Source organism: Streptomyces sp. NPDC090994, assembly GCF_044768905.1.
Classification (GTDB): domain Bacteria; phylum Actinomycetota; class Actinomycetes; order Streptomycetales; family Streptomycetaceae; genus Streptomyces.
Genome location: NZ_JBIVWS010000022.1, coordinates 60,759 through 84,065, shown reverse-complemented (window position 1 = coordinate 84,065; position 23,307 = coordinate 60,759). Strand labels below are relative to the sequence as shown.

The following is a 23,307-nucleotide window of genomic DNA, read 5'->3' as shown; positions in this document are numbered from 1 at the left end:
CACTCGACGGGGCTGGCTCCGCAAAGGGCAGCAAAGGACGCCTCGATGTCCAGTCGCCCGGGGTTGTCCCCCATGGGCCTCGACCCCGGTTCCTGGGCACGCGACCTCCTGACGACCCTGCGCGGATACCTGAACGCCGCCGGCAACAGGACCGTCGCCGCCCGCTCCGGCGGTGTGTCCCGCGAGACCGTCCACCAACGGCTCCGTACGATCGAACGGTTGATCGGCCGCGCCCTGGGATCCGGCGAGCAGCGCACCGAACTCCTTGTGGCGCTGCGGGCACTCGACGCCCTGCGGGGGCGCTGATCCGCTCGACGCGCTCCGTGTGCGTTCACCCAGCCGAGCAGGACCACCGAGTACACGACCGCGCCCCGTCGGCGAAGTGGGCTGGTGCGGGAACGGAAGTACGGGCAGGGGCGTCCCAGAGAACGGAGGCGAGGATCTTCGCCGCCGACACCCGGCCCCACCCGGACACCGGAGGAACGGACACATGGAAGCCCCCGAGGAAATCCCCACCACCCTGGGCGAGCAGCTTCTGCTCATCTCCCTGGACGACGAGTCCGGCACCGCCAAGGAGCCGGCGAAGGTGGCCCCGGCGATCGCGGCGGCCTCGCTGGTGGAACTCGCGCTGGCCGGCCGGATCGACGTGACGGACGACGAGGTCACCGTCGTCGATGCCACGCCGCTGGGGGAGCCGGCCCTGGACGCCGCGCTCGAAGCCGTCGCCGGCAAGGACCGGCCGGGCAGCACCAAGGACTGGATCAACCGGCTCAAGTCCGACGCCGTGGCCGGGGCGAACACGGGCCTGATCGAGAAGGGGCTGGTCCGGGAGGAGAAGAAGAAGGTGCTCGGCCTCTTCCCCGTGCGCCGCTATCCGGAGGCCGACGGCTCGGTGGAGGCGGCGGTGCGGCAGCGCCTCGACGCGGTCGTCCTGTCGGGCGCGGCGCCGGACGAGCGTACGGCGAGCCTGGTCGCCCTCCTGCACGGAGCGAAGCTGCACCGTCTCGCCTTCCCCGGCGCCGACGCGCGCCGGGTCGAGGCGGCCATGGAGTCGGTCTCGCAGGGCCGGTGGTCCGCGGCGGCGGTGCGCCACGTCGTGAAGGCCGCGGAGGACGCGCTGACGGCGATCATCGCGGTGACGGTGGCGACGACGGTCGTCGCGAGCGGCTGACGTCCCACCGCAGGGCGGGGGCGCCGTCCTCGGTGAGCGTCTCCGCCAGCAGGTCGCAGTAACGGCGCAGGTCCTCGTGCCAGCCGACGAACGAGGCGAAGTCCCGCATGTGGACGGCCAGCCGGAGGGTGGCCGCGCGTGCGGTGCCGGACGGGAGGGCGGGCGCACCGGCACCGTCGGTGTACCCGGAGAGCAGGGCCCGGGCCGCGGCCGGGTAGTCGACCGGCGGGCCCTGTCCGGCGGCGCCGAGGCCCCGTGCGGCGGCGGTGCGCAGTTCGTGCAGTTCCCCGAGGATCCAGCCGAGATCGAGGGCCGGGTCGCCGCCGGTGACCTCCTCGCCGGTGAGCAGGGCGGCGTGGCCGCCGGCCAGGGAAGGCACCAGCCAGCCGGTGCTGGGCGCACCGTGCAGCAGGACCGCCTCTCCCCCGCCGGGCGGTTCGTTCGCGGCCTCGGACCAGTCCGTCAGCCGCGCCCGCAAAGAGGTGCCGAGCCGGGTGCGGGCCAGCGCGCGCAACCGGGCCGCCCCGGGGCCGGCCTCCTCCCCCGCGAGCCAGGCGCGGAGCCGTCGCGTGCCGGGATGCGGTGGCCGCTCCGGGAACGCCCACGGTTCCCGGTGCAGTCGGCGCAGTGTCCTGCCCGCGTCCGCCAGCGCGCGCACCGAGAACCGGAAGGCGGTGTCGTCGCCGGAGGGCAACAGCCGGGCCACCGAGACCGCGCCGGGTATGCGGTAGAGCCAGGGATTCCTCGGGAACAACGTTCCCGCCTTCGCCGCCACATCGAGCGTCGACGACGCAGATATCGAGGTGGGCGATACGAAATTCGTCGGCACGGACCACGTCTTCCGCATCGGGAGCGCACGTATCGAGGCATTCTCCGGAATGACGGAGGAGCTGTCCGGACTGATCAAAGACGGCCGCGTGGAGGAGTACCGGCAAGCCGCACTACGAACTTCACTGCAAACGGCCCCACTCGCGTGAAGCCGGGAAATGGAACGGCCCGATCTCTTTCCACGCCGATGGCACTGTCATGGCCCTGAGTATCCTGCCTGTCCGCAGAAGGCGAGCGCTCTGACACCTCCTGACGCCACCCGGCCCCGCACAGCGATGCGAAGATCGCGCTCGGACCAGGCCGCCGTCTTCATCGGCCAGGGGGCCACGACTCCCAGCCTCAGGACGACGGCCGACGCCTGCCGGCGGCTGCACACCGAACGCGCCGAAGCCGAGTCGGCCGTCCAGGACCTGCCGGACGACTGCCTGGAACGGGGCGTGGCGGACAAGTTCGTCGAGTCCTGAGCCGCTGACGGCTTCGCGGGTCGTTGTCAGGCGCCTGAGTGCGGGACCCGGCGCCGTGGGCGCGGGTCAGCGGATCGGCCAAGTCGCGGTTCACCGCCCCACGGCCCGGGAGATCACCAGGCCCGCCGTCCGCAGCGCCGTCCGAGCGGCGGCGGCCCGGGTTCCGCCCTCGCCGGGGGCGACCAGGGACAGCGCGCCCAGCGCGTCACCGCGACGGTCCAGGATCGGGGCTGCGACGGTCGACATGGTGGCGGGCCCGGAAGGCAGGGGGTTGGGCACCGTCATGGCGCAGACGCCCTCGGTGCGGACGGCGGCCATGAGCCGGCGCAGGAGCTCCGCGTCGTTCGCGTCGGCCAGCGCCTCCTCCCGTACCCGCTCGGGGGCGTGCGCCAGCAGGGCGATGCCGATGCCGGTTCCGGTCAGGGGGAGGCGACCGCCGACCCGGTACTTGACCTCTGCCGAGTCCCGTGCGGACAGGCGCTCGACGAGAACGGCCTCGTCGCCGTCGCGTACGGCGAGGAGGATGTGCTGGCCGGTGACCCGGTGCAGCTCCTCCATGAACGGCAGCGCGGCGGCACGCAGTCCGTGGCCGCGGGGCGCCAGCGAGGCGATCTCCAGGAGCTGCAGGCCGACGACGAAATCGCCGTTGTCGAGGCGTTCGAGGGCGCCCGCACCCGTCAGCTGGGCCGCGATCCGGGACGTGGTGCTCTTCGGAAGACCCGCCCGAGCCGCGAGCGTGTGCAGGGGCAGGCCCTCCCCGGCCTCCGCGAAGGCCCCCAGGACCCTGAAGGCCCGCTCCAGGATCGGTTCGCCACGGGGCGGCCGTCCCGAGCGAGGGGTCTGTACTGGTGTTCCACTCATTGGAATCGTCCGTGCGCGTCGGCGGCCACGGTTCGAATACTAGCTCCGTGACCCACCCGGCCGGTGACCTGTGGACGCCGGTACTGGTCATGTTCGGGCTCGAAGACCAAGGAGACAGTGATGATGCCCAACCCCGCGCTGCGCGATGTCTACGTCCCGCACGCCTATCCCGAGCGGCAGGCCGACCTCGGTGAGATCACCATGAACTACGCCGAGGCCGGTGATCCCGACAAGCCCGCCGTGCTGCTGGTCCCCGAGCAGACGGGCTCCTGGTGGGGATATGAGGAGACGATGGGCCTCCTCGCGGAGGACTTCCACGTCTACGCCGTCGACCTGCGGGGCCAGGGGCGCAGCAGCTGGACACCGAAGCGGTACAGCCTCGACAACTTCGGCAACGACCTGGTCCGGTTCATCGCCCTGGTGGTGCGGCGACCCGTCGTCGTCGCGGGCAATTCCTCCGGCGGCGTCCTCGCGGCCTGGCTGTCGGCGTACGCCATGCCCGGGCAGATCCGGGGTGTGCTGTGCGAGGACGCCCCGTTCTTCGCGTCCGAACTCGTCCCCACGTACGGCCACTCGGTCCGTCAGGGGATGGGCCCCCTGTTCGAACTCTTCCGCACGTACCTCGGCGACCAGTGGACCGTGGGCGACTGGGAGGGCTTCCGGCGCGCGGCCGACGCCGCGTCGTCGCCGGCGGCGCGGCACTTCGTGGCCGACGAGATCCCGCAGCACATGAAGGAGTACGACCCGGAGTGGGCGCGGGCCTTCTGGGAAGGGACCGTTGCCCTGAACTGCCCGCACGAGCGCATGCTGAGCCAGGTCAAGACGCCGGTACTCCTCACGCACCACACGCGCGGCATCGACCCGGAGACCGGCGACCGGCTCGGGGCACTCTCCGACGAGCAGGCCGCGCAGGCCAGGCGGTTGATGGAGTCGGCCGGGGTGAGGGTCGACTACGAGTCGGTGCCGGACGCGTTGCACGTGATGCACCAGCTCGACCCGGAACAGTACGTCAAGATCTTCACCCGCTGGGCGGCCACGCTGGCTGAGTGACCGGCGGCCTCGTGAACGCGCCTGCGGGGCGGCGAGGAGAACCAGGTGCATTGACCCGTAGGCTTGTTGACGCGGCTGATGGGTGGCCGGCCATCGAGCGCGGTGCGGCGTCAGGACCTCGTGCGGGCGAGCCGGGAGTGGTCGTCGACGGCGGTGTGGACGGAGCTGTGACCGATCACCGGCTTCCGCCTCCAGGCGCGTCGGTCGTGGCCTGCCGGTTGGCCGTGGTCTGTCGTCGGGACATGGTGCGATGGCCGCCGCCGTCGGCGTACCCACTTGTGAGCGGTGGCGCGGGAGACGCCGGTTGCGTCGACGATGTGCGCGCTGGGGCGTCCCGGTGCGGACCGGATCGACCAGGAGGCGTCCGCCGTGGACGGTCAGCCGGCCTTGGGGCCGGGTCATCTGCTTTGTGGCCGTGAGCGTACGGTGACGGGCCTCAGTCGAGGATGAAGGTACCGCCGGCTGCGGTGGCGAGGTCGGGTGCGAGGTCGGGTGCGAGGGCTGCCGCGGGGGTGCAAGCGCCGGGCTTGCCTCGGCCGCGTGCGAGGCGGGCGGCGGTCTCGGCGGTGACGGCGGTGTGGTCCATACCGTCGTCGGCACGCAGCCAGCCCTCGCGACGGGTGCCGTCGGGCCAGGTGACGACCGCGTGGTCCCAGGAGTGCCGGCGCGGCCTGGGTGTGGCCTCTGCCTTGACGGCGGCCATACGACGGACGGCGAAACGCCGCACCACCGGGATCGACAGCAGCTTCCCGGCCGGCGGAGGCATCGCGCGTGCGATCGCAGACGTGGGGGCCAGGGCCGTGGTCACGGTGACCGAGTCGGCGCCGCTGACCCGCAGTGCGGCCATGAGTTCGCCGGCGGGGGCGCCCGCGGACTTCACCGTCTCGCCATCGCGGAGGGTGAGATGCTGCGGGTCGGCGCCCAGGCACGCGGTGACCCAGCAGCGGTGACGGCCGGGATCGCGGGCTTCGCCTGGGCGAAGAGGTCGGCGATGACTTCTCGGGTGGGTGGAAGAGGGAGTCGGGCTCCACTTCCGTATCGCGGCCGGGCCCCGGCGGACCTGGCGACGGGTGCTGCGGCCGCCAGGTGGATGGATCACGTCGTGCCTGTCCAGCTTCTTGCCGACAGGCCGGAACGGCGGGGAATGAACCCGGCAGGCTGGTGGTTGCCGTAACCGAATGTGATTCGGATAACGGAAGGACAGCCATGACCGACTCGTCGCGGCGGGACGCACTCTTGGAAGCCCGCTACGGGCAGCAGGCAAAGCCGGAGAACTTCATCTGGAACGAGCAGATCGAAACGCTGATCGCGCACCGCTCAGTGCGCGCGTTCACCGACGAGCCGCTGCCCGACGGCGCTCTGGAGACGGTGGTGGCAGCCGCCCAGTCGGCGTCCACATCGTCGAACCTTCACCAGTGGAGTCTCGTGGCCGTCTCGGACCCGGAGACGAAGGCCGAGCTGGCGAGGCTGACGCACGGCGTGGAGTTCGCCGGGTTCGATTTCGTCGCCCAGGCCCCCAGCGTGCTGCTGTGGGTAGCGGACATGTCGCGCAACCACACGATCAGCGTCGAGCTGGGCAGCAAGCCCGTCGTCACCGACTACGTCGACGCCTTCCTGATGGCTTCGATCGACGCGGCCCTGGCTGCCCAGAACGGGCTCGTCGCGGCAGAGGCGATCGGCCTGGGAGGCGTGTACCTGGGCTCGCTGCGCAACCATGCCAAGGAGCTCGCCGACCTGATCGCACTTCCCCCGTACGCCTATGTCGTGTTCGGCATGGCCATCGGCACCCCGGACCCGCACCGCCCCAGCGCGGTGCATCCCCGCCCGGCGCAGAACGTCGTACTGCACCGCGAGCGCTACCGGACACGGCCGACCGAGGAGTGGATCGAGGACTACGAGACCGCGTTCAAGGACTTCCGCGCCGAGTACGGACTGCGTGACAAGACATGGAGCCACTCGGTCGTGGTGGGCATGGGCCTGGACTACATGGACGGGCGTGAGAACCTGCGCCGTACGCTGGAGGAGCGCGGCTACCTGCTGCGCTGAAGGGCATTCGACAGGGAGTGAGGGCACCGGGCGTGGCCAGGCCGAAGACGCCGCTGTTGTCCGCGACACGAATCGCGGACGGCGCGATCGAACTCGTCGAGCGCACCGGCGACATCCAGATGGTTCAGCTGGCCCGGCACCTCGGTGTCGCCCCGTCATCGCTCTACTCCCATGTCACAGGCCGGGCGAAGGTCATCGACCTCGCCCGGCTGCGGATGCTGGAACGTATGGAACCCGTCGGACCCGCGCGCGACTGGCGCGAAGCCGTGGCCAACCTCCTGCGCCAGCTCACCATCCTGTACAGCAGGCACCGACGCATCCTGCCGCTCCTGTCCACCACCGCCGTGGCCTGCGACCGTTCCATCGCGGTGTACGAACCGATGTTCGCCGCGCTGCTCGAAGGGGGCTTCCGGCCAGACCAGCTGCGCCTGGTCGTCGCCATGGTCGAGTTCCAGGCATTCGGTCTCGCCCAGGGACTGCCGACGCCGGCCATGTCCGACCACATCCGCGAGACCCTGCCCGCCTACACCGCGTCGGTGGACCACTCAAGGTACGACCTGGCCACCGCGACCGAGTTCTCCGTGGCCATGGTCATCGGCGGGCTGGAAGCGATCCGGACCCGCCCCGGTGGGCCGTGACGCACTCCGGCCCAACCGCGGCCGTCACGTCGAACGGCCACCGGCATGCGACCGTCACGTCCATCGGCGTCGCAACGTAGTTGAGCGGTGCTTCAGTCGTCGGGAGGTAGGGGAGTCGCCGCAGTGTTACCGGTACCGGATGCGCGACGAGGCGGAGGCCCGAGCCAAGCCCTCACGGACATGACGCCCCGACCGGCACCGAGCCACGACCCTCTGGGCGGGCGCTGGAACAGCGCGATGGCACCCCGGCCGCCGCGTGTCGGACAGGCGGGTCTTGTGCCGCTCACGTTCGCTTGCGGTGTTCAGCCCAGCACGCCACCTGCCGGGAGGAGGATCCCCCGCTGTGCGGGAGCGGCTGACCAGTCGGTCGGGGCGGAGTGCCCAGCGCCCTCCCGGAGGCCGGGACGGCGCAGCGGGGAACCGTTCGGGCCACTCCGACCAGCACCTGATGACCACCCTCGGGTGACGCCGCCGGCCTCACGCACGACCGTCCACCTCACCGTGCGGGCCGTCCCATGTGGTGGGCACCGTGCCGTCGACGGCCGCGACCGGTTCACCGGTCGGTGTGCCGAGCCGAGGATCAGGCTTCGCGGTGCTCCGCTCACGGGTCTCCGGCAGCAGGAGCGGGCACGCCGGCGGCACCACCGCCATCGCGCTCACGTACCAGCCGACCGACGCCGATCCGCAGGCGGACTGCGGGCGGGTCACCACCACAGGCGCCACCGCGCCGCCCGCCACCCCGCCGAGGCTGTAGGCGAGCCCCGCCCCGGAGTAACGCAGGCGGACCGGGAACAGCTCGGGCAGGAACGCTCCCATGGGCCCGTAGATCACTCCCCTGAGGAACAGGGTGCCGCCGCGACCGTGCCGTATCACCTCTCAGGTTGTCTGAGGAGCTGAGTTGCCGTTACTGTACCCGCATGCTGCTGCGCGAGCTTCTTCTCCTCGGCTGCCGCTGCGGGGCCTGACACATGACCGGCACCCCGCAGCGGGGTTCCGGGCTGGGCCGGTCTCCGGAAAGCCGACTGAAAGAAATTCCGCACCGATGACTTCCTCCCCCCTCCCGCACGGCACGGCGTTCCCCACCCTGCGCACCCCTTCCGGTGACCTCCCCGCGGACGCGCCCCGCTGGAACCCCCAGCGTCCGAGCGCGATGCCGCACCACCGCTACCAGTCCGCGCACGAGCGGGTCGCGCTGCCGCTCACGGACCGCCGCTGGCCGTCGCGCCGGCTGGAGCGCGCTCCGCTGTGGGTGCCCGTCGACCTCCGGGACGGCAACCAGGCACTGGCCGAACCGATGGACACCGAGCGCAAGCGCCGGATGTTCGACCTCCTGGTCACCATGGGCTTCAAGGAGATCGAGGTCGGCTACCCCTCCGCGAGCCAGACCGATTTCGACTTCGTCCGGCACCTGGCCACCAGCGGAGCCGTCCCCGACGACGTGACCGTCTCCGTGTTCACCGCCGCGCGGCAGGACCTCATCGACCGGACCGTCGCCTCCGTCGAAGGGCTGCCCCGCGTCCTCGTCCACCTCTACACCGCCACCGCGCCCACCTGGCGGGACGTCGTCCTGGGCCGCTCCCGCGAGGAGGTGCACGCGCTGATCCACGAGGCCGCCACCCACCTGCTGCGCCGCGTCGAGGAACGGCCTCACGCCGACATCCGGTTCGAGTTCTCCCCCGAGGTGTTCAACCTCACCGAGCCGGACTTCGTACTGGAGGTGTGCAACAGCCTGTCCGAGCTGTGGGAGGCCGGCCCCGACCGGCCGGTGGTGCACAACCTGCCGGCGACCGTGGAGATCGCCACTCCCCATGTGTACGCGGACCAGATCGAGTACATGGACCGCCATCTGGCCCGCCGCGACGCGGTGATCCTCTCGGTGCACCCGCACAACGACCGGGGTACCGGCGTGGCCTGCGCCGAACTCGCGGTCCTGGCGGGCGCGCAGCGGGTGGAGGGGTGTCTGTTCGGCAACGGCGAGCGCACCGGCAACGTCGATCTGGTGACGCTGGCGCTGAACCTGTACGCGCAGGGCGTCAACCCGATGATCGACTTCTCCGACATCGACGCGGTGCGCGAGGTCGTGCAGTACTGCAACCGGCTGCCGGTACACCCCCGTCACCCCTACGGCGGCGACCTCGTGCACACCGCCTTCTCCGGCACCCACCAGGACGCCATCTCCAAGGGCCTGGCCCACCACGCCAAGCGCGCCGCCGAGTTGGGGGTGCCGGCCGAGCAGGCGCCGTGGGCGGTGCCGTACCTGCCCATCGACCCGGGTGACATCGGCCGTACCTACGAAGAGGTCATCCGGATCAACTCCCAGTCCGGCAAGGGCGGCATCGCCCACCTCCTGCACACCCACCACGGCCTGGACCTGCCGCAGGGCATGCGGCCGGACTTCTCCCGCACGGTGCAGCAGGTCACCGACTCGACCGGCGAGGAACTGTCGCACAAGGAACTGTGGGAGCTGTTCCGCACCACCTACCTCGCCCCCGCCCTGGACGGCCCGGCCACCCTGGAGTCCTGGCACACCACCGAACCCGTTCCCGGCGAGCACCGGTTCACCTGCACCCTGCGCACCGGCGACCGGGAACACCACTGCGCGGGCACCGGCAACGGGCCCCTGTCCGCCTTCGCCGACGCGCTGAGCGGCATCGGCGTCACCGTCGACATCCTCGGCTACACCGAGCACTCCACCACCAGCGGCCCCAACAGCCCCGCTGTCGCCTACGCCGAGTGCCGCGTCGACGACGTGGTGCGCTGGGGCGCCGGCTGGGACACCTCGGTGCTCACCGCCTCCGTGCACGCGGTCATGGCCGCCGTCAACCGTTCCGGGCGGGTCGCCTCGTGAGCGCACCCCCGGTTCTGTCCGTGCGGGACGTGGACGTCGTACGCGACGGCAACCCGATCCTGCACGGGGTGTCACTGACCGTCCGGGCCGGCGAGCACTGGGCGCTGCTCGGGAGCAACGGCGCGGGCAAGAGCACCTTGCTCGCTCTCCTCGGGGCACTGACCCACCCCACCCGGGGCCACGTCGAGGTACTGGGCCACCGCCTGGGCCGGGTCGACATGCGCCGGCTGCGCTCGTACATCGGCCATGTCAATCCCCGACACGACCTGCGGTCGCCACTGAAGGTGCGCGACGTCGTACTGACCGGCCTGACCAACACCCTGGAGCGGGTGCCCCGCCGGCAGCCGACGCACGAGCAGGTCGCCGAGGCCGACCGGCTGATCGCCCTGCTCGGCCTCGGTGAGCGCCGCGACGCCCGGTGGCCGACCCTGTCCCAGGGCGAACGGGGCCGTGCGCTCATCGCGCGGGCCCTCATGCCCAGTCCGCGGCTGCTGCTGCTCGACGAGCCCGCCACCGGTCTGGACGTGGCCGGCCGGGAGCAACTCATCGAGCGGATCGACACCCTCCAGCACACCTTCACCGGTCTGGCGTCGGTGCTGGTCACCCACCATCTGGAGGAACTCCCCCCGGGGACGAGCCATGTGATGCTGTTGCGGGACGGGCGCTGTCTCGCCTCCGGCCCGGCCGACGAGGTGCTGACCAGCGACCGGGTCAGCGAGTGCTTCGACCATCCGGTCCGGCTCACCCGCGTCGACGGACGCTGGAGCGTCCGGGCCGGCCGCCCGGCGGGGAGACCGGGGCCGGCCGCAGCGGCGGTGTGACGGGAACAGTCCGTGGTGGTGCGTTCCCTCCCCAGCGGGGCGCGCACCACCACGACCGGCCACTGGACGTTCGTTTCCAAGGGGGCAGTGGTCGGGCATCTGGGATCGGGTGACGGGTCGGCCGGCGGCGAAGGGGCCCACCATGCGCCCTCGCACGCCGGCGGGAGCGCGTCGGGCTCATCCACGCCGCCCCCGGAGCTGATGAGCAAGGCGCCCGGCTTCCGGGACAACCGGCGAGGTGCGGCCCTTGCTCGCCGGGCGACGGCGCACCGTCAGCCCGGGTGTGTGACCGCAAGCCCTGACCGAGGTCATCGACCCCTCGGTACCGACGGGAAGAACCGGGACCATCGACGCACCGGGATCCGGGTCCGCCGACCGGCAGCCGGGCGCAAGGACCGGGACAGGCTCATCCTGGACTGGACGCCCACAGGAGATCTTGTCAGCGAGGTACGTGGGCAGGACGCCCGAGCATCGTACAGACGGCCCCTGCGACAGCCGTTGGCCTCGCGAGGGCGCGGGGGCCGGGCCGGCTGCCCCCACCCGTGCCCTCCGGTACCTTCCCGTCTCCCCTGCCTTCGGCCTCTCCTTGTTCGATTCCAGTGAGGTCACACCGAACCGTGAGGAGCATCAGAGGTGCACCAGCCCGAAGACCGGACCAGGGCCGCGGACCTGGAGCGTGAGCGGAGGGCGGCGCTCGCCGCCACCGCGACGCGTCAGCCGGTCGATGCCGGATCGCTCCCGGCGTCGGCCGTTCTGCTGCAGAACACCGCGGGCAACGCCGCCATGTCACGGGTGGTCGACATGGCTCGGCAGGGAGGGGCCACGGCGGTCCCCGAAGCCGTCCAGCGTGTCGTGCGCCACGGCACGGCCGCGACGACCGTCCAACGGGCGGAGGAGAAAGCGACGGGCGGCCACGGCGGTATCAACAAACGGGCCGGAGGCAGCGTACTGGAGAAGCCCACGAACGAGGTGGAGCGGAAGTTCTACTCGGACATGCGCGCCGGCAAGCATGCCGCTCTGGAGCACGTGGTGCCGCATTCGTACTCCGCCGCGGACGCCAAGAAAATGGACAGCAAGACGGAGGGCAGCGACGAGACCCACATCTACATCGACAACCTGACTCACGGGATGAACAAGCCGAAGCTGCTCGACATCAAGGTGGGTGAAAGCACGGCGAGCAAGCAGGAGTTGCTGCTCACCATGGAGAAAGCGGCCGCCGCGAAGAAGAAGGCGAAGCTGAAGCTCGCCGATGCGGTGACCGGATCGAAGTCGAACGATTATCGCGTGGTCGCCGGCACGGGCCTGGGAGGCAACCGCCTCATGAACGGCATGTTGTCCAAGCACAACATACGGAAGCTGTCGAACGACGCGAGCGTCTACGACGAAATGGCGCAGCAGTTGGAACAGGTGCGGGGCGCCGCCCGCGCTTCCGGCCTCGCCTTCATCGCCGCGAGCGTGCTCATCGCAGTGGACCAGGAGCCGACGGACGGAAACCAGGCCGCCTCGGCCAAGCTCAAACTCATCGACTTCGCCCACACCTTCGGCAGCAGCACCATGAGCGAAGAGCAGACGGAGAAATACCGGCAGCGCTTCGACAAGGGACTGCAGTCACTGATCGAAGACGTCAGGGCGGCTGCCAGAAAGGCAAGCAACCAGGACGGGACGAGCGACCAGAACGTGGAATAGCGGCCCACGGCCCTGCCCCGCGAGGTTCAGCGAAGGCGCCGGGGCGCCGGACGCGAGCCCGCGTCATTCCGGAGGAACGCGGAACTCGAATTCGGGACGGTCCCACGGCACGGCGGGCGGGTTGGCGAGCGCGGTCCCGGTCCGCACCGCGCCTACGCGGTGGTAGAAGCCCTCGGCAGGACGATGCGACACGACCTTGACCCGGTCGAGCCCGGCGGCACGGGCCTCGGACCGCATGTGCGCGACGAGCAGCCGTCCGATACCCCTTCCTTGCGCTTCGTCGGCGACGAACAGGAGGTCGAGTTCCGGTGGGGCGAGGACGAGCGAGTAGAACCCGAGGACCCGGCCTCCCTGCTCGTCGGCGCCGACGGCCGCGAAGACGCGGTGGGCCTCGATGTAATCGGGCCCGACCCGGTAGCCCGCGACCGCGGCCGCGTACGTGCCCGCGTAGGCGCCCGAGCCACGCACGAGCCGCGTCAGCCGTTTGGCATCCCGTGCGACGGCCCTCCGTACCGTGACCGGCCGGCTGATCGGGGAAGTGCGTGAACTCATCGGGAGAGTATGTCGCACCGGGGTGTGCCGTCACGCAGCCCGGCGGGCGGGCGGGGCGGCCAGGAGGCGGTCCAGGGGTACGTCGCCCCGGGAGAGGACCGGCGCGTCGGCCTCCCCCTGGACATCGAGGACGTCAGCGCAGGGGACACCCGAGCGGGGGGCCTGCGGCCGCGCACGGGGTGCGGGGAGATCCGCTGGCCCGCTCCAGCCGGGACGTCTTCACCGCTTCCGGGGGCACGTCGGCCGGCCGGGCAGGCTCCGCACCGGCCCGACCGGCTGATCGAGCGGTGTGCCGCGCGCCTGTGCCCGCGCCCGGCACCGGAGCCCCTCAGTTCCCCGCGGGGGCCTCGCAGCGCAGGAACGACAGCGCCATCCCGCCCAGGTCCTCGATGAGGTCGGACAGGTCACCGCTGTCGCTCCCGGCCGCCTCCGCGGCCTCCGCGGCCTCCGCGGCGACGCCGAGCGCCATGGCGCGGGCGAGCGTCGCGTAGACGGTGACGAAGCAGGACCTGACCGCCCGCTGCGGATCGGGGTGACGGAGTTCGGGGAGCAGGCCCGCCAGTGGCCTGCCTTCCCACCGGTCGTCCCGGACGAGTTCCCGGTGCTCGGTGCAGAGCACTTCCTGGAACCGTTCCTGGGCCGCGCGCAGGATGGCGTCCTTGCCGTCGACGCGGGTGCAGGCCCGGCGGGGCGCTTCTGGGACGTGGACACCCGCCCGGTCCAGGCAACCGCCGGCCGGGGATGCCCACCGTGGGGCCGGCACCGGCCGTCAGCCGAGGTCCGCGCCGGGGGCCGCTCCCTGGCTCAGTGCGCGCAGCAGGGCGTGCTGCCGACGGACCTGCTCGCGGCCCCGGTACGGCTCGCGCCGGCCCTCGTACTCGCTGGACAGCCAGCCCTGCCAGCCGGCCGTGCGCAGGGTGGCGATGATCTCCGGCCAGGGGATGTGCAGGTCGGTGAGCCGGTCGTCGATCTCGAAGAACTTCGCCTGGATGAAGTGCACGTGGGGCAGCACGTCGGCCAGGTCGCTCATGGGGACGGCCAGGGGTTCCAGGAAGGCCGGCCGCTTCTTGCCCTCGAAGCCCTCGTGGCCGTCGTCGACCGGGGCCGTCTGGAAGATGCCGGTGTCGATGAGCAGCTTGAAGTGGTCGCTGCCCGTCCGGTCGATGAAGTCGAGGTATGCCTGGGTGACCGGGTGCTTGACCGGAGTGGGGCTGTGGATCTCGGGGCAGATGACGATGTCGAGGTCGGCGGCGAGGTCGAGGACGCGTTCGACGGCGGGCTGCCAGATGGGGTGCGGGTCGAGTTCCGGGGTGACGACGCCGAACTTGGGGCGGATCGACGTGAAGCCGAGCCGCTTGGCCAGGCGCAGGTCGCGTTCGAGCTGGGCCCGGCCCTCCTCGGCGGTGAGGTCGCGGTCGCGCCACAGGGCGGTGTCGACCCAGGAGCCGTAGTTGGTCGGGGTGAGTCCGTAGCGGTCGAGGAGCCGGTGCCAGGTGTCGGTCCAGGCCGGGTCGGGGTGCGGGTAGCCGGGGATGTTGCCCTCGCCGAGGATCTCGATGCCGGTGGCGCCGAGGTCGGCGATGTCGGCCATGGCGTCCTCCAGGGACATCGAGGTCCAGAGGTCACCGGAGTAGCTGTAGAGCGAGACGCCGTAGCGCAGGCCGTCGGCCGGGGTGGTGTCGGGCACGATCGTGGCCGTGGCGGTGGAGCGGAACACCGAGGGTCCGGCGATCTCGGGGATGTAGGGGCGGCGCAGGTGGACGGCGACCTCCAGGTGGTGGACGCCCGCGCTCAGGCCGCCGGGGTGGGGGACGAAAAGCGTGGCGGGTTCGTCGAGCTGCCACCGTACGTCCGTGGAGGCGCGCAGTTCGTCGAGGGTGAACGTGCGTCCCTGCAATGTCCAGCGCTGCGCCTGCCGGGGGAACGCGCGGCCGTCGACGGTCACGTCGGCGCCGTCGACGAGGCTGCCGGCGATGCCGCGGTAGTTGGGGTTGCGCAGCTGGAGCTGGAAGCCCTCGGTGCCGGTGGCATCGGTCGTGTTGCGGAAGCCGCGCTGCTGGATGATCGGGCGTTCGAGCATGGTCGTCCTTCGTGGTTCGGTGCGTGCGGTGGGGCGTCGGTCGCCTGGGGCGCCGCGCGGTGGTCAGGCGGGGCGCCGCTCCAGGTCGTACAGGCGCATGCAGGCCGCCTGGACCAGGCAGAGCAGGGCCGGCAGGCCGATGAAGGCCCACTCGATGGCCTGGCTCGCCTGGGCGGAGACGTGGTCGGCGCGGTAGCCGCCCCAGGCGAGCGCCCAGGCGAAGAGAGAGCCGCCGAGTGCGGTGCCCACCTTGGTGGCGAAGCTGTACCCGGCGTAGAGCAGGCCCTCGTCGCGGCGGCCGGTGAGGGTCTCGTGGTGGTCGATGGTGTCCGAGACCAGCGCGGGGGCGGCGACCAGCCCGAAGCCGCCGAGCAGGTTGGCGAGGAGGAAGACGGCGATGAACGCGGCCGGCTGTCCGTCCAGGAAGAAGAGGAGGACGTACAGGGCCGCCGTCGCAGCGAGGCCGAGGGTGATGCCGCGGCGCTTTCCGCTGCGGCGCAGGAACCACGGCGTGACGAGGGAGCCGACCAGTGCGGAGAGGGAGAAGGCGAGCAGGATGTAGCTCGTGGCCCAGGTGTCGTCGAGGACGTCACGGGCGTAGTAGACGGCGCCCGCGGTGATGATGCCGAGCCGGACGAAGGCGGTCAGGGAGGCGGCGCTCACCCCGAGCCAGTGGCGGTTGCGGGGCAGCGAGGCGAGGGCGCGCAGGGAGGTGGCCTCGCGGGCGGCCGGCGGGGCGGGGCGTTCCCGGCACAGCAGGGCGACGATCCAGTAGAGCAGCGTGCCGGCCGTGCCGAGGACGAGGGCCATGCCGGTGAAGCCGCGGGCCCGGTCGGTGCCGCCGAGGGCCTCGACGAGCGGCATGACGGCGAGGGAGACGGTGATCAGGCCGAGCGAGGCGCCGACGAACCGGTAGCCGCTCATTTTCAGGCGGGTGTCGGTGTCGTCGGTGAGCATGGGCAGCATCGCGCCGTAGGGGACGTTGACCAGCGAGTGGCAGATGCCGACGACGACGAAGGTGACCGCGGCCCAGACCACCGCCGTGGTGCCGGTGCCGGGCGAGGTGAAGGCCAGCGCGAAGGCGAGGCCGAGGACGGGCGCGGCGAAGATCAGGTAGGGGCGGGCGCGGCCGAAGCGGCTGCGGGTGCGGTCGACGGCGAGGCCGACCAACGGGTCGATGGCCGCGTCGGCGATCCGGCCGATCAGCAGGATCGTGCCGGCGGTGGCGGCGGTCAGGGCGGCGACGTCCGTGTAGAAGAACAGCAGGAACGCCGTCAGCGTGGTCCAGGTCAGGTTGGACGCCAGGTCACCGAGCCCGTAGCCGAACTGGGCGGACCTGGTCGGCGCGGGCGGACCGGCGGAGGGGGAGGCGGCCACGCCGGTGGCGGGTGAGGGCACGGCACTCATCGTCGAGTCCCTTCGGGAGGCAGGGCGGGCCGCCGCGACGCGCGGGAGGCGGGGCGGGAGGGGCGGCTGCCGGTGACTGCGGCGGACGTCGTCCTGTCCGCTCACTGCCGTCGGAACTTATGCACGCCGTAGACATAAGTCAATGGATTACGGCGACCCTGTGCGCGGTATAGGCGCAATGGATGCCGGCCCCGCGGGCATCCACCCGCCGAGGTGCGCGAGCGGCCGGGCGCCTCAGACCGCGGCCACCAGGCGCTCGGGGTCCACCGCGGAGGGGCTTCCGCCCGGCGCCCAGGCGGCGAGCGCGTCCGCCGACAGCAGGGCCTCGACGGCGAGGTGCGCCCCGCCCACGACACCGGTGTCGCCCGCGACGGAGGACCGGATGGTCAGCCCCTCGGAGGCCAGCGGCAGGGCCCGGCTGCGCACCGTGTGGTCGACGACCCGCAGGAAGGTGTCCCCGCCGGAGACGGCGCCGCCGCCGAAGACCAGGCAGTCGGGGTCGTAGAAGTTCACCAGGGCGGCCAGCAGGCTGCCGATGCGCTCGGCGGCCCGCGCTACGGCCGTCAGGCACCAGGCGTCACCGGCCATGACGCCCCGGCCGATGTCGGCCGGGGTGATCTCGCCGGTCGCCCGGTGGATGTCGGCGAGGAACCGGCTGCGGCCCTCGTGCACGGCGCTCACCGCGTCCCGGGCCAGCGCCCAGCCGCCCGCGAGCGCCTCCAGGCAGCCCGTGCGCCCGCACCGGCACATCACGGAGTTGTCCTCCAGCACGCGGGCGTGCCCGATGTCGCCCGCGGCGCCCTTGCTGCCGCGATGGACCCGGCCCCGGCTGACGATGCCCGCGCCGATGCCGGTGCCGGCCTTCACGAAGATCAGGTGCTGGTCGTCGGCGAGGCCGGTGGTCCTGGCCTCGCCCAGGGCGAGCAGATTGGCGTCGTTGTCGACCCAGACCGGCACGCCGCGGCGGCGGCGCAGCCGGCCGCGGATGTCGTAGCCGTCCCAGCCGGGCATGATCGGGGGCTGCGAGGGCCGCCCGGTGGCGAACTCCACGGGGCCGGGGACACCGATCACCACGGCCCACAGCCGCTCGGGGTCGCGCCCGTCGAGCAGGGCGGTGAACTGCTCGTCGAGGAAGTCGAGGGTCTGCTCGGGGCCGCGGGCGATGCGCCACTCCAGGTGGCGGCGGTCCAGCACCCGGCCGTCGAGGTCCGTGACGGCCACGTCGAGCGCGGCGGCGCCGAGCACCGCGCACAGCACGAGTCCCCGCTCGGCCCGGAAGCGCAGCCGCCGCGGCGCCCGCCCCCCGTTCGACGGACCGACGTCGGCGTCCTCCAGCAGACCGAGGTCCATCGCCTCCTCGACCCGCTGGGAGATGACCGTGCGCCCCAGGAGGGCGGTCGCGCCCAGCTCCGGACGGGTGCGCGCCCGGTTGCCGCGCACCAGGCGCACCACGGTGGAGAGGGCCTCGTACTGGTCGATGGCGGTGGGAGGACGACGCGACATGCCGCCATCATTGCGCACCCCCGTCGCGACTTCTGTCGCCGGGGAGCACACTCTTGACGACTTTTGCACGCCACGTGCAATAGTGGTCCCGTCATTCGTTCCCGAGGAGAAGCCGAGGCGGACATGCAGCAGATCCGAGCCGCGGTCGTGGGCACGGGATTCATGGGTTCCGTGCACGCCCGTGCCGTGACGGCGGCGGCGGGCCGGGTGCGCCTGGTGGCAGGCAGTACGCCCGGCCGCGCCCGGGAGCTGGCCGACGCCGTGCCCGGAGCCGTACCCGCCACGTTCGAGGAGGTACTCGCCTCCGACGTGGACGTCGTCCACGTCTGCACCCCCAACCACCTGCACCACGACCTGGCCCGGCGGGTGCTGGAGGCCGGCAAGCACGTGGTCTGCGAGAAGCCCCTCGCCGTCTCGGTGAAGGAGGCGGAGGACCTCACGGACCTCGCGGCGCGGACAGGGCGGGTGGCGACCGTGCCGTTCGTCTACCGCTTCTACGCCTCCGTACGGCTGGCGCGTTCGCTGATCGCGGACCAGGCCCGCGGGCCCTGGCTGCTGCACGGCTCGTACCTCCAGGACTGGCTCGCGGACGCGGACGCCGACAACTGGCGGGTGGACACCGGCCGCGGCGGCGACAGCCGGGCCTTCGGGGACATCGGCATCCACTGGTGCGACCTGATGGAGTTCGTCACCGGCCAGCGCATCACGGCCGTACAGGCCACCCTCGGCCGGGCCCACCCGGTCCGCGCGGGCCGCGCGGTGTCCACCGAGGACGGCGGGGTGGTCTCCTTCCGCACGGACGGCGGCGGGCTGGGCTCCCTGGTGATCAGTCAGGCCAGCGCCGGACGCAAGAACCGGCTCTGGTTCTCCTTCGACGGTCCGGAAGCCAGTTACGTCTTCGACCAGGAGCGTCCCGAACGCCTCTGGGTCGGCGGCCGGGACGCCGACCGCGTGCTGACGCGCGATCCGGCACGTACCGGCGGCCGGCCGGACGCCCTGCCCGCCGGCCACCCGCAGGGCTACCGCGAGTGCTTCGCCGACTTCGTCGCCGACACCTACGCCGCCGTACGGGGCGAGAGCGTGGACGGACTGCCCACCTTCGACGCCGGCCTGCGCGCCGCCCGCCTGACCCGGGCGGTGCTCGACTCGGCCGCCGCCGACTCCACCTGGACGGAGGTCCCCGCATGAAACTCGGCATGCTCACCGCCTGCCTGCCCACCTGGTCCCTGGAGCGCGTCGCCGGCTGGGCCGCGCAGACCGGCTACGAGCGCCTGGAGGTCGCCGTCTGGCCGGACACCGGCGGACGCGACTTCGAGGCCGCGCACATCGACGTCGCCCACTTCGACGCGCGCGAACGCGAGCGCGTGCGGCGCGTGACGGAGGAGACCGGCCTGACGGTCTCGGCCCTGGCCTACTACGAGAACAACCTCCACCCCGACCCCGCCCGCCGCCAGGAGATCCGCACCCACCTCCAGCACGCCGTCGACGCCGCCCAGGCCCTCGGCGTGCCGTACGTCGGCACCTTCATCGGCCGCGACCCGGCCCGCAGCGTGCCCGAGAACCAGCGCGAGGCCGAACGCGTCCTGCCCGAACTCGTCGACTACGCGGGCGAACGCGACGTGAAGCTGATCATCGAGAACTGCGTGATGGAGGGCTGGCACCCCGACGGCCACCCCGGCAACATCGCCTACTCCCCCGAGCTGTGGGAGTGGATGTTCTCCCTCGGCCTGTACCTCAACTGGGACCCCTCCCACCTGATGTGGCTCGGCATCGACCCCCTGGCCACCATCGCGCCCTACGCCGACCGCATCGTCCACGCCCAGGCCAAGGACATCGAGCTGGACCCGGTGGCCCGCAACCGCTACGGCTTCTTCGGCACCACCGTCAAGAACGGCGACCCCTGGGCCACCGGCTGGTGGCGCTACCGCGTACCCGGCCGCGGCCAGGTCGACTGGACCCGCGTCGTCGACCGGCTGTACGAGGCCGGGTTCACCGGCACCCTCTCCGTCGAACACGAGGACCCGCTGTGGGGCGGCACCCCGGAGAAGGTCTGCCAGGGCCTGGCCATCGCCCACCACACCCTGCGCCCCCTCGTCGTGGCCTGACCCTCACCCCGGAGCCCCCATGTCCCTCCCCTCGGCAACCGCCTACGACCTCGTCGTCGTCGGCAGCGGCCCCACCGGCAGCACCTACGTGCGCGAGGTGTACGACCGTCACCCCACCGCCCGCGTCCTGCTGCTCGACGCCGGCCCGCGCCTGACCGACCCGCCCGGCACCCACGTCAAGAACATCCCCGACGCCGGCGAACGCGCCCGCGCGCAACGCGCCTCCGAGGGCCCCGGCCCGGCCGGCCGGCCGGGCACCCGCCTGCTCGGCGCGCCCGACCTGCCCGCCGCCGCCCTCTCCACCAACGTCGGCGGCATGGGCGCCCACTGGACCGGCGCCTGCCCCCGCCCGGGCGACGGCGAGCGGATCCCCTTCGTCCCCGCCGCCGAGCTGGACGCCCACCTGGCCCGGGCCGAGCAACTGCTGCGCGTCGACGCCCACGCCTTCGACCACGCCCCCTTCGCGGACGAGGTGCGCGCCCGCCTCTCGGCCCTCTTCGACCCGGAGCGGCCGCAGGACCGACGGGTGGCCCCGATGCCGCTGGCCGTCACCAGACGCCCCGACGGCGCCCACACCTGGAGCGGCACCGACGTCGTCCTCGGCCGGGCGGCACACGACCCGCGCGTGGAGATCGCGGACCGCTGTCTGTGCCTGCGCGTCGTCCTGGACGCCGGCACCGTGACCGGGGTGACCGTACGGGACCTGGCCGACGGCGCGGAGAGGACCGTCACCGCCCGGGCGGTCGTCGTGGCCGCGGACGCCCTGCGCACCCCGCAGCTGCTGCACGCCTCCGGCATCCGCCCGCCCGCCCTGGGCCGTTACCTCAACGACCAGCCGCAGATCGTCCACGCCGCCCGCCTGCCCGACGACGTCGTCACCGCCCACCGGGCCGTCACCGGCCGCACCCGCGACGAGGACGGCGCCATCGTCCCGCAGAGCGGGGTCAGCTGGGTGCCCTACACCGACGCGCACCCCTTCCACGGCCAGGTGATGCAGCTCGACGCCTCCCCCGTCCCGCTCGCCGACGACACGACCGTCGAGCCCGGCACGGTCGTGGGACTGGGCTGGTTCTGCGCCAAGGACATCACCGCCGAGGACCGCGTCGAGTTCGACGACACCACGGCCGACGCGTACGGCCTGCCCGCGATGCGCGTGCACTACCGCTACACCGAGCGCGATCTCGTCACCGTCGACCGGGCCAGGAAGGCCGTGACCGAAGCGGCGGCGGCCGTGGGAATCCCCCTGGACGACTCCCCCGTCCTGCTGCCCGCGGGCAGCTCGCTGCACTACCAGGGCACCACCCGCATGGGCCCCGCCGACGACGGCACCAGCGTCTGCGACAGTCACAGCCGCGTCTGGGGCACCGAGGGCCTGTGGGTCGCGGGCAACAACGTCATCCCGACCGCCACCGCCTGCAACCCGACCCTGACCTCCGTCGCCCTCGCCGTCCGGGGCGCCGCCGCGCTCCTGGACCACCTGGAGCCGCCGGCGGGTCAGCCGGCCGGCCGGCTCGCCTTCTCCACGCCGACCGAGGAGAGGTGCTCACGCAGGTAGGCGGATGCCTCGGCGCGCTTGCCCGCCAGCAGCAGGCCGGCGATCTCCACGTGTTCCGCGCACCGGACCAGTGCGCGGTCGCGTTGGAGCGAGCGGCGGTATTCCATGAGCCGGCGCAGGCGGTCGACGCGGCGCAGCGCGTCGATGAAGAAGGAGTTGCGGCTGCACGCCATCACGGCTTCGTGGAAGCGGCTGTTGAGGTCGTACAGCTGGGCGTTGCCGATGGTGCGGATGTCGCCGTCCACCAGGCGCTGTTGTTGCGCGCGGACGGTTTCGAGGGCTTCGCGGTCGAGGGTGAAGCCGGGTTCGAGGACGGCGGCGGGTTCGATGGTGAGGCGGAAGCGGTAGCTGTCCTGGTACGCGTCCATCGAGGTGAGCATGGGCTGGAACTCCCAGCCGTAGCCCGGGAGGCGCTCGATCCAGCCTTCCACGGCGATGCGGCGCAGGAGGTGGGCGAGTTGTCCGGGCGTGAGGTCGTAGCGCCGGGCGAGGGCGTTCTCGGTGACCCGGTCGGGCAGGTTCCCGTCGAGGCGGTCGGCGGCGATCCGCAGGTAGGCGTCCTCGGCGTGGTCCTCGGCCGGCGGGCCCGCTGCCGCCTCGGTGAGGGCCGGCCCGGAGAGGGCGACGGTGTAGCCGCCGCGTTCGGCCGGGGCCACGGCACCTTCCGCCGCCAGCAGGCGCAGGGCCTGGCGGACGGGTGAGCGGGAGACCTTCAGCTGGTCGGCGAGGGCCCGTTCGACCAGGCGGGTGCCGGCCGGCAGCCCGCCGGACGCGATGTGCTCCAGGATGCGGGCGGCCGTCCGCCGGGTGAGCGGGGTGGGGCCGGGACCGGCCGTGGGCGCTGTCATCGTCTGGTGCCTCCGCGTGGGCCGGGACCTGCTGGTCCCGGCCGCCGACGTCATGGTGCGAGGACGGAGTGTACGTGTTCGACCTGCGGCGGAGCCGCGAAGTGCGGGCCGGCCAGGGCCCTCCAGCGGGCGAAGCCCTCGGAGGAGCGGAAGGTGACGGTGTGGTGCTCGACCGTCTCCCACCGGACCATCAGCCGGTAGCGCGAGGGGTGTTCGACACTGCGGTGCAGGTCGACTCCGTGGCAGCCGTCTGCCGCGAGGAAGTGGGGCCGGGCCTGGGCGACGGCCTCCTCGAACTGCTCCTCGTGGCCCGGCTCGACTTCGATCTGGGCGATCTCGGTGATCATGCGGTGCTGCTTTCTGCTGTCAGTCGCGGTGCGCGGCGGCCTTGCTGTGTTCGGCGTCGACCCGTGCGGTGACGCCGGTCTCGACAATGGTGCGGGTGGCGTCGACGGAAGCGTAGATCCACAGGATCCGCATCGGCTCGGTGGCGGAGGCGTTGCGGAACCGGTGGGGGGTGCCGGCGGGGACGTAGGTGGTGTCGAAGCGGGTCACGTGGTGTTCGGTGCCGTCGATCTCCACGACGGCGTCGCCTTCGAGGATGGTCACGCTCTCGGGGCAGTTGTGGGTGTGCAGCGCGATGCCCGCGCCGCCCTCGAAGAGGGTCTGCCCGGTGAGGAAGACCTCGGCGCCGACGGCCCGGGTGACCAGCGGGATGGTGCGGGCGCCGCCGCCGCGGCTGAAGGAGGTCAGCTCGGCCGGGCGCAGGACGGCGGGTTCGAAGGAGGCGAAGCAGGGCTCGTCGGTGGCGTGGTGGTCGTGCACGGTGTTCTCCAGGTGGGGG

23 protein-coding genes and 2 pseudogenes are annotated in these 23,307 nt (G+C 72.3%); 12 read left to right on the top strand and 13 right to left on the bottom strand.

What is annotated here, in order from left to right:
* Positions 1–102: 102 nt before the first annotated feature.
* Both ACIQR3_RS31555 and ACIQR3_RS31550 read left to right on the top strand, forming a co-directional pair.
* Positions 103–306 (top strand): annotated as a pseudogene (locus tag ACIQR3_RS31555) (helix-turn-helix domain-containing protein); the annotation flags it as partial.
* A 184-nt stretch (positions 307–490) separates the two neighbouring features.
* Positions 491–1,171 (top strand): GPP34 family phosphoprotein, encoded by a 681-nt coding sequence (locus tag ACIQR3_RS31550; protein ID WP_403544046.1) that lies wholly within the window; start codon positions 491–493, stop codon positions 1,169–1,171.
* On the opposite strand, the gene ACIQR3_RS31545 is transcribed toward ACIQR3_RS31550, so the two are convergent.
* Positions 1,128–1,925, bottom strand: coding sequence for a hypothetical protein (locus ACIQR3_RS31545; protein ID WP_403544045.1), 798 nt, complete (start codon positions 1,923–1,925; stop codon positions 1,128–1,130). The two genes, ACIQR3_RS31550 and ACIQR3_RS31545, sit on opposite strands and share 44 nt — an antisense overlap.
* 349 nt (positions 1,926–2,274) lie before the next feature.
* Here ACIQR3_RS31545 and ACIQR3_RS31540 point away from each other — a divergent pair, with 349 nt between their 5' ends.
* Positions 2,275–2,463, top strand: a complete 189-nt coding sequence (locus ACIQR3_RS31540) for a hypothetical protein (protein ID WP_403544044.1) — start codon at positions 2,275–2,277, stop codon at positions 2,461–2,463.
* 90 nt (positions 2,464–2,553) lie between these two features.
* Here the strand turns inward: ACIQR3_RS31540 and ACIQR3_RS31535 are convergent, their stop codons facing one another.
* Positions 2,554–3,324: an IclR family transcriptional regulator gene (locus ACIQR3_RS31535; RefSeq protein ID WP_403544043.1), complete on the bottom strand. Its 771-nt coding sequence runs from the start codon at positions 3,322–3,324 to the stop codon at positions 2,554–2,556.
* Positions 3,325–3,444: 120 nt separating this feature from the next.
* Here ACIQR3_RS31535 and ACIQR3_RS31530 point away from each other — a divergent pair, with 120 nt between their 5' ends.
* Positions 3,445–4,374: an alpha/beta fold hydrolase gene (locus ACIQR3_RS31530; RefSeq protein WP_403544042.1), complete on the top strand. Its 930-nt coding sequence runs from the start codon at positions 3,445–3,447 to the stop codon at positions 4,372–4,374.
* A 45-nt stretch (positions 4,375–4,419) separates the two neighbouring features.
* Here the strand turns inward: ACIQR3_RS31530 and ACIQR3_RS31525 are convergent.
* Both ACIQR3_RS31525 and ACIQR3_RS31520 read right to left on the bottom strand, forming a co-directional pair.
* A pseudogene (locus ACIQR3_RS31525) lies at positions 4,420–4,776 on the bottom strand (hypothetical protein); the annotation flags it as partial.
* A 34-nt stretch (positions 4,777–4,810) separates the two neighbouring features.
* A complete protein-coding gene (locus ACIQR3_RS31520; protein ID WP_403544041.1) occupies positions 4,811–5,254 on the bottom strand; it encodes a hypothetical protein in 444 nt (147 codons plus the stop codon).
* Between the two features lie 326 nt (positions 5,255–5,580).
* Between ACIQR3_RS31520 and ACIQR3_RS31515 the strand changes: the two genes are divergently transcribed.
* Both ACIQR3_RS31515 and ACIQR3_RS31510 read left to right on the top strand, forming a co-directional pair.
* Entirely contained in the window at positions 5,581–6,420 is an 840-nt protein-coding gene (locus ACIQR3_RS31515) for an NADPH-dependent oxidoreductase (RefSeq protein WP_403544040.1), read from the top strand.
* 56 nt (positions 6,421–6,476) lie between these two features.
* The gene (locus tag ACIQR3_RS31510; protein WP_403544039.1) at positions 6,477–7,058 is read left to right on the top strand and encodes a TetR/AcrR family transcriptional regulator; all 582 of its coding nucleotides are present in this window, start codon (positions 6,477–6,479) and stop codon (positions 7,056–7,058) included.
* Positions 7,059–7,535: 477 nt separating this feature from the next.
* On the opposite strand, the gene ACIQR3_RS31505 is transcribed toward ACIQR3_RS31510, so the two are convergent.
* Positions 7,536–7,931 (bottom strand): hypothetical protein, encoded by a 396-nt coding sequence (locus tag ACIQR3_RS31505; protein WP_403544038.1) that lies wholly within the window; start codon positions 7,929–7,931, stop codon positions 7,536–7,538.
* A gap of 169 nt (positions 7,932–8,100) precedes the next feature.
* Between ACIQR3_RS31505 and leuA the strand changes: the two genes are divergently transcribed.
* The 3 genes from leuA (at position 8,101) to ACIQR3_RS31490 (ending at position 12,413) form a co-directional block, all read left to right on the top strand.
* Positions 8,101–9,906, top strand: a complete 1,806-nt coding sequence (gene leuA / locus ACIQR3_RS31500; RefSeq protein WP_403544037.1) for a 2-isopropylmalate synthase — start codon at positions 8,101–8,103, stop codon at positions 9,904–9,906.
* Positions 9,903–10,727, top strand: coding sequence for an ABC transporter ATP-binding protein (locus ACIQR3_RS31495; protein WP_403544036.1), 825 nt, complete (start codon positions 9,903–9,905; stop codon positions 10,725–10,727). The genes leuA and ACIQR3_RS31495 overlap by 4 nt, the downstream gene beginning before the upstream one ends.
* Positions 10,728–11,360: 633 nt before the next feature.
* Positions 11,361–12,413 (top strand): inositol polyphosphate kinase family protein, encoded by a 1,053-nt coding sequence (locus ACIQR3_RS31490; RefSeq protein WP_403544035.1) that lies wholly within the window; start codon positions 11,361–11,363, stop codon positions 12,411–12,413.
* A 63-nt stretch (positions 12,414–12,476) separates the two neighbouring features.
* On the opposite strand, the gene ACIQR3_RS31485 is transcribed toward ACIQR3_RS31490, so the two are convergent.
* From ACIQR3_RS31485 to ACIQR3_RS31465, 5 genes are all read right to left on the bottom strand, one after another.
* Positions 12,477–12,965, bottom strand: a complete 489-nt coding sequence (locus tag ACIQR3_RS31485; protein ID WP_403544034.1) for a GNAT family N-acetyltransferase — start codon at positions 12,963–12,965, stop codon at positions 12,477–12,479.
* Positions 12,966–13,293: 328 nt separating this feature from the next.
* Entirely contained in the window at positions 13,294–13,728 is a 435-nt protein-coding gene (locus tag ACIQR3_RS31480) for a hypothetical protein (protein ID WP_403544033.1), read from the bottom strand.
* Between the two features lie 6 nt (positions 13,729–13,734).
* The gene (locus ACIQR3_RS31475; protein ID WP_403544032.1) at positions 13,735–15,045 is read right to left on the bottom strand and encodes a DUF6379 domain-containing protein; all 1,311 of its coding nucleotides are present in this window, start codon (positions 15,043–15,045) and stop codon (positions 13,735–13,737) included.
* Between the two features lie 63 nt (positions 15,046–15,108).
* A complete protein-coding gene (locus ACIQR3_RS31470) occupies positions 15,109–16,452 on the bottom strand; it encodes an MFS transporter (protein WP_403544031.1) in 1,344 nt (447 codons plus the stop codon).
* A 234-nt stretch (positions 16,453–16,686) separates the two neighbouring features.
* The gene (locus tag ACIQR3_RS31465) at positions 16,687–17,955 is read right to left on the bottom strand and encodes an ROK family protein (RefSeq protein ID WP_403544030.1); all 1,269 of its coding nucleotides are present in this window, start codon (positions 17,953–17,955) and stop codon (positions 16,687–16,689) included.
* A gap of 123 nt (positions 17,956–18,078) precedes the next feature.
* Between ACIQR3_RS31465 and ACIQR3_RS31460 the strand changes: the two genes are divergently transcribed.
* Genes ACIQR3_RS31460 through ACIQR3_RS31450 form a run of 3 tightly spaced genes read left to right on the top strand, consistent with a single transcriptional unit; the run spans position 18,079 to position 21,615 of the window.
* Entirely contained in the window at positions 18,079–19,143 is a 1,065-nt protein-coding gene (locus tag ACIQR3_RS31460; RefSeq protein ID WP_403544029.1) for a Gfo/Idh/MocA family protein, read from the top strand.
* Complete coding sequence (locus ACIQR3_RS31455; protein WP_403544028.1) at positions 19,140–20,060, top strand: sugar phosphate isomerase/epimerase family protein; 921 nt, start codon at positions 19,140–19,142, stop codon at positions 20,058–20,060. The genes ACIQR3_RS31460 and ACIQR3_RS31455 overlap by 4 nt, the downstream gene beginning before the upstream one ends.
* 19 nt (positions 20,061–20,079) lie before the next feature.
* Entirely contained in the window at positions 20,080–21,615 is a 1,536-nt protein-coding gene (locus ACIQR3_RS31450; RefSeq protein ID WP_403544027.1) for a GMC oxidoreductase, read from the top strand.
* Here ACIQR3_RS31450 and ACIQR3_RS31445 read toward each other — a convergent pair.
* The 3 genes from ACIQR3_RS31445 to ACIQR3_RS31435 are packed head-to-tail and all read right to left on the bottom strand — an operon-like array spanning position 21,555 to position 23,288.
* Positions 21,555–22,463, bottom strand: a complete 909-nt coding sequence (locus tag ACIQR3_RS31445; protein WP_403544026.1) for a GntR family transcriptional regulator — start codon at positions 22,461–22,463, stop codon at positions 21,555–21,557. The genes ACIQR3_RS31450 and ACIQR3_RS31445 overlap by 61 nt on opposite strands.
* Before the next feature lie 50 nt (positions 22,464–22,513).
* Positions 22,514–22,810 carry an antibiotic biosynthesis monooxygenase family protein gene (locus ACIQR3_RS31440; RefSeq protein ID WP_403544025.1) on the bottom strand — a complete coding sequence of 99 codons (297 nt, stop codon included), beginning with the start codon at positions 22,808–22,810 and terminating at the stop codon, positions 22,514–22,516.
* Between the two features lie 19 nt (positions 22,811–22,829).
* Positions 22,830–23,288 carry a cupin domain-containing protein gene (locus ACIQR3_RS31435; RefSeq protein ID WP_403544024.1) on the bottom strand — a complete coding sequence of 153 codons (459 nt, stop codon included), beginning with the start codon at positions 23,286–23,288 and terminating at the stop codon, positions 22,830–22,832.
* Positions 23,289–23,307: the final 19 nt, after the last annotated feature.

What these genes read in the sequence shown, in the direction of transcription:
- ACIQR3_RS31550 (WP_403544046.1), top strand. Translation starts at nt 491, where the DNA reads ATGGAAGCCCCCGAGGAAATCCCCACCACCCTGGGCGAGCAGCTTCTG.
- ACIQR3_RS31540 (WP_403544044.1), top strand. Translation starts at nt 2,275, where the DNA reads ATGCGAAGATCGCGCTCGGACCAGGCCGCCGTCTTCATCGGCCAGGGG.
- ACIQR3_RS31535 (WP_403544043.1), bottom strand. Translation starts at nt 3,324, where the DNA reads ATGAGTGGAACACCAGTACAGACCCCTCGCTCGGGACGGCCGCCCCGT.
- ACIQR3_RS31530 (WP_403544042.1), top strand. Translation starts at nt 3,445, where the DNA reads ATGATGCCCAACCCCGCGCTGCGCGATGTCTACGTCCCGCACGCCTAT.
- ACIQR3_RS31515 (WP_403544040.1), top strand. Translation starts at nt 5,581, where the DNA reads ATGACCGACTCGTCGCGGCGGGACGCACTCTTGGAAGCCCGCTACGGG.
- leuA (WP_403544037.1), top strand. Translation starts at nt 8,101, where the DNA reads ATGACTTCCTCCCCCCTCCCGCACGGCACGGCGTTCCCCACCCTGCGC.
- ACIQR3_RS31485 (WP_403544034.1), bottom strand. Translation starts at nt 12,965, where the DNA reads ATGAGTTCACGCACTTCCCCGATCAGCCGGCCGGTCACGGTACGGAGG.
- ACIQR3_RS31475 (WP_403544032.1), bottom strand. Translation starts at nt 15,045, where the DNA reads ATGCTCGAACGCCCGATCATCCAGCAGCGCGGCTTCCGCAACACGACC.
- ACIQR3_RS31470 (WP_403544031.1), bottom strand. Translation starts at nt 16,452, where the DNA reads ATGAGTGCCGTGCCCTCACCCGCCACCGGCGTGGCCGCCTCCCCCTCC.
- ACIQR3_RS31465 (WP_403544030.1), bottom strand. Translation starts at nt 17,955, where the DNA reads ATGTCGCGTCGTCCTCCCACCGCCATCGACCAGTACGAGGCCCTCTCC.
- ACIQR3_RS31460 (WP_403544029.1), top strand. Translation starts at nt 18,079, where the DNA reads ATGCAGCAGATCCGAGCCGCGGTCGTGGGCACGGGATTCATGGGTTCC.
- ACIQR3_RS31455 (WP_403544028.1), top strand. Translation starts at nt 19,140, where the DNA reads ATGAAACTCGGCATGCTCACCGCCTGCCTGCCCACCTGGTCCCTGGAG.
- ACIQR3_RS31450 (WP_403544027.1), top strand. Translation starts at nt 20,080, where the DNA reads ATGTCCCTCCCCTCGGCAACCGCCTACGACCTCGTCGTCGTCGGCAGC.
- ACIQR3_RS31445 (WP_403544026.1), bottom strand. Translation starts at nt 22,463, where the DNA reads ATGACAGCGCCCACGGCCGGTCCCGGCCCCACCCCGCTCACCCGGCGG.
- ACIQR3_RS31440 (WP_403544025.1), bottom strand. Translation starts at nt 22,810, where the DNA reads ATGATCACCGAGATCGCCCAGATCGAAGTCGAGCCGGGCCACGAGGAG.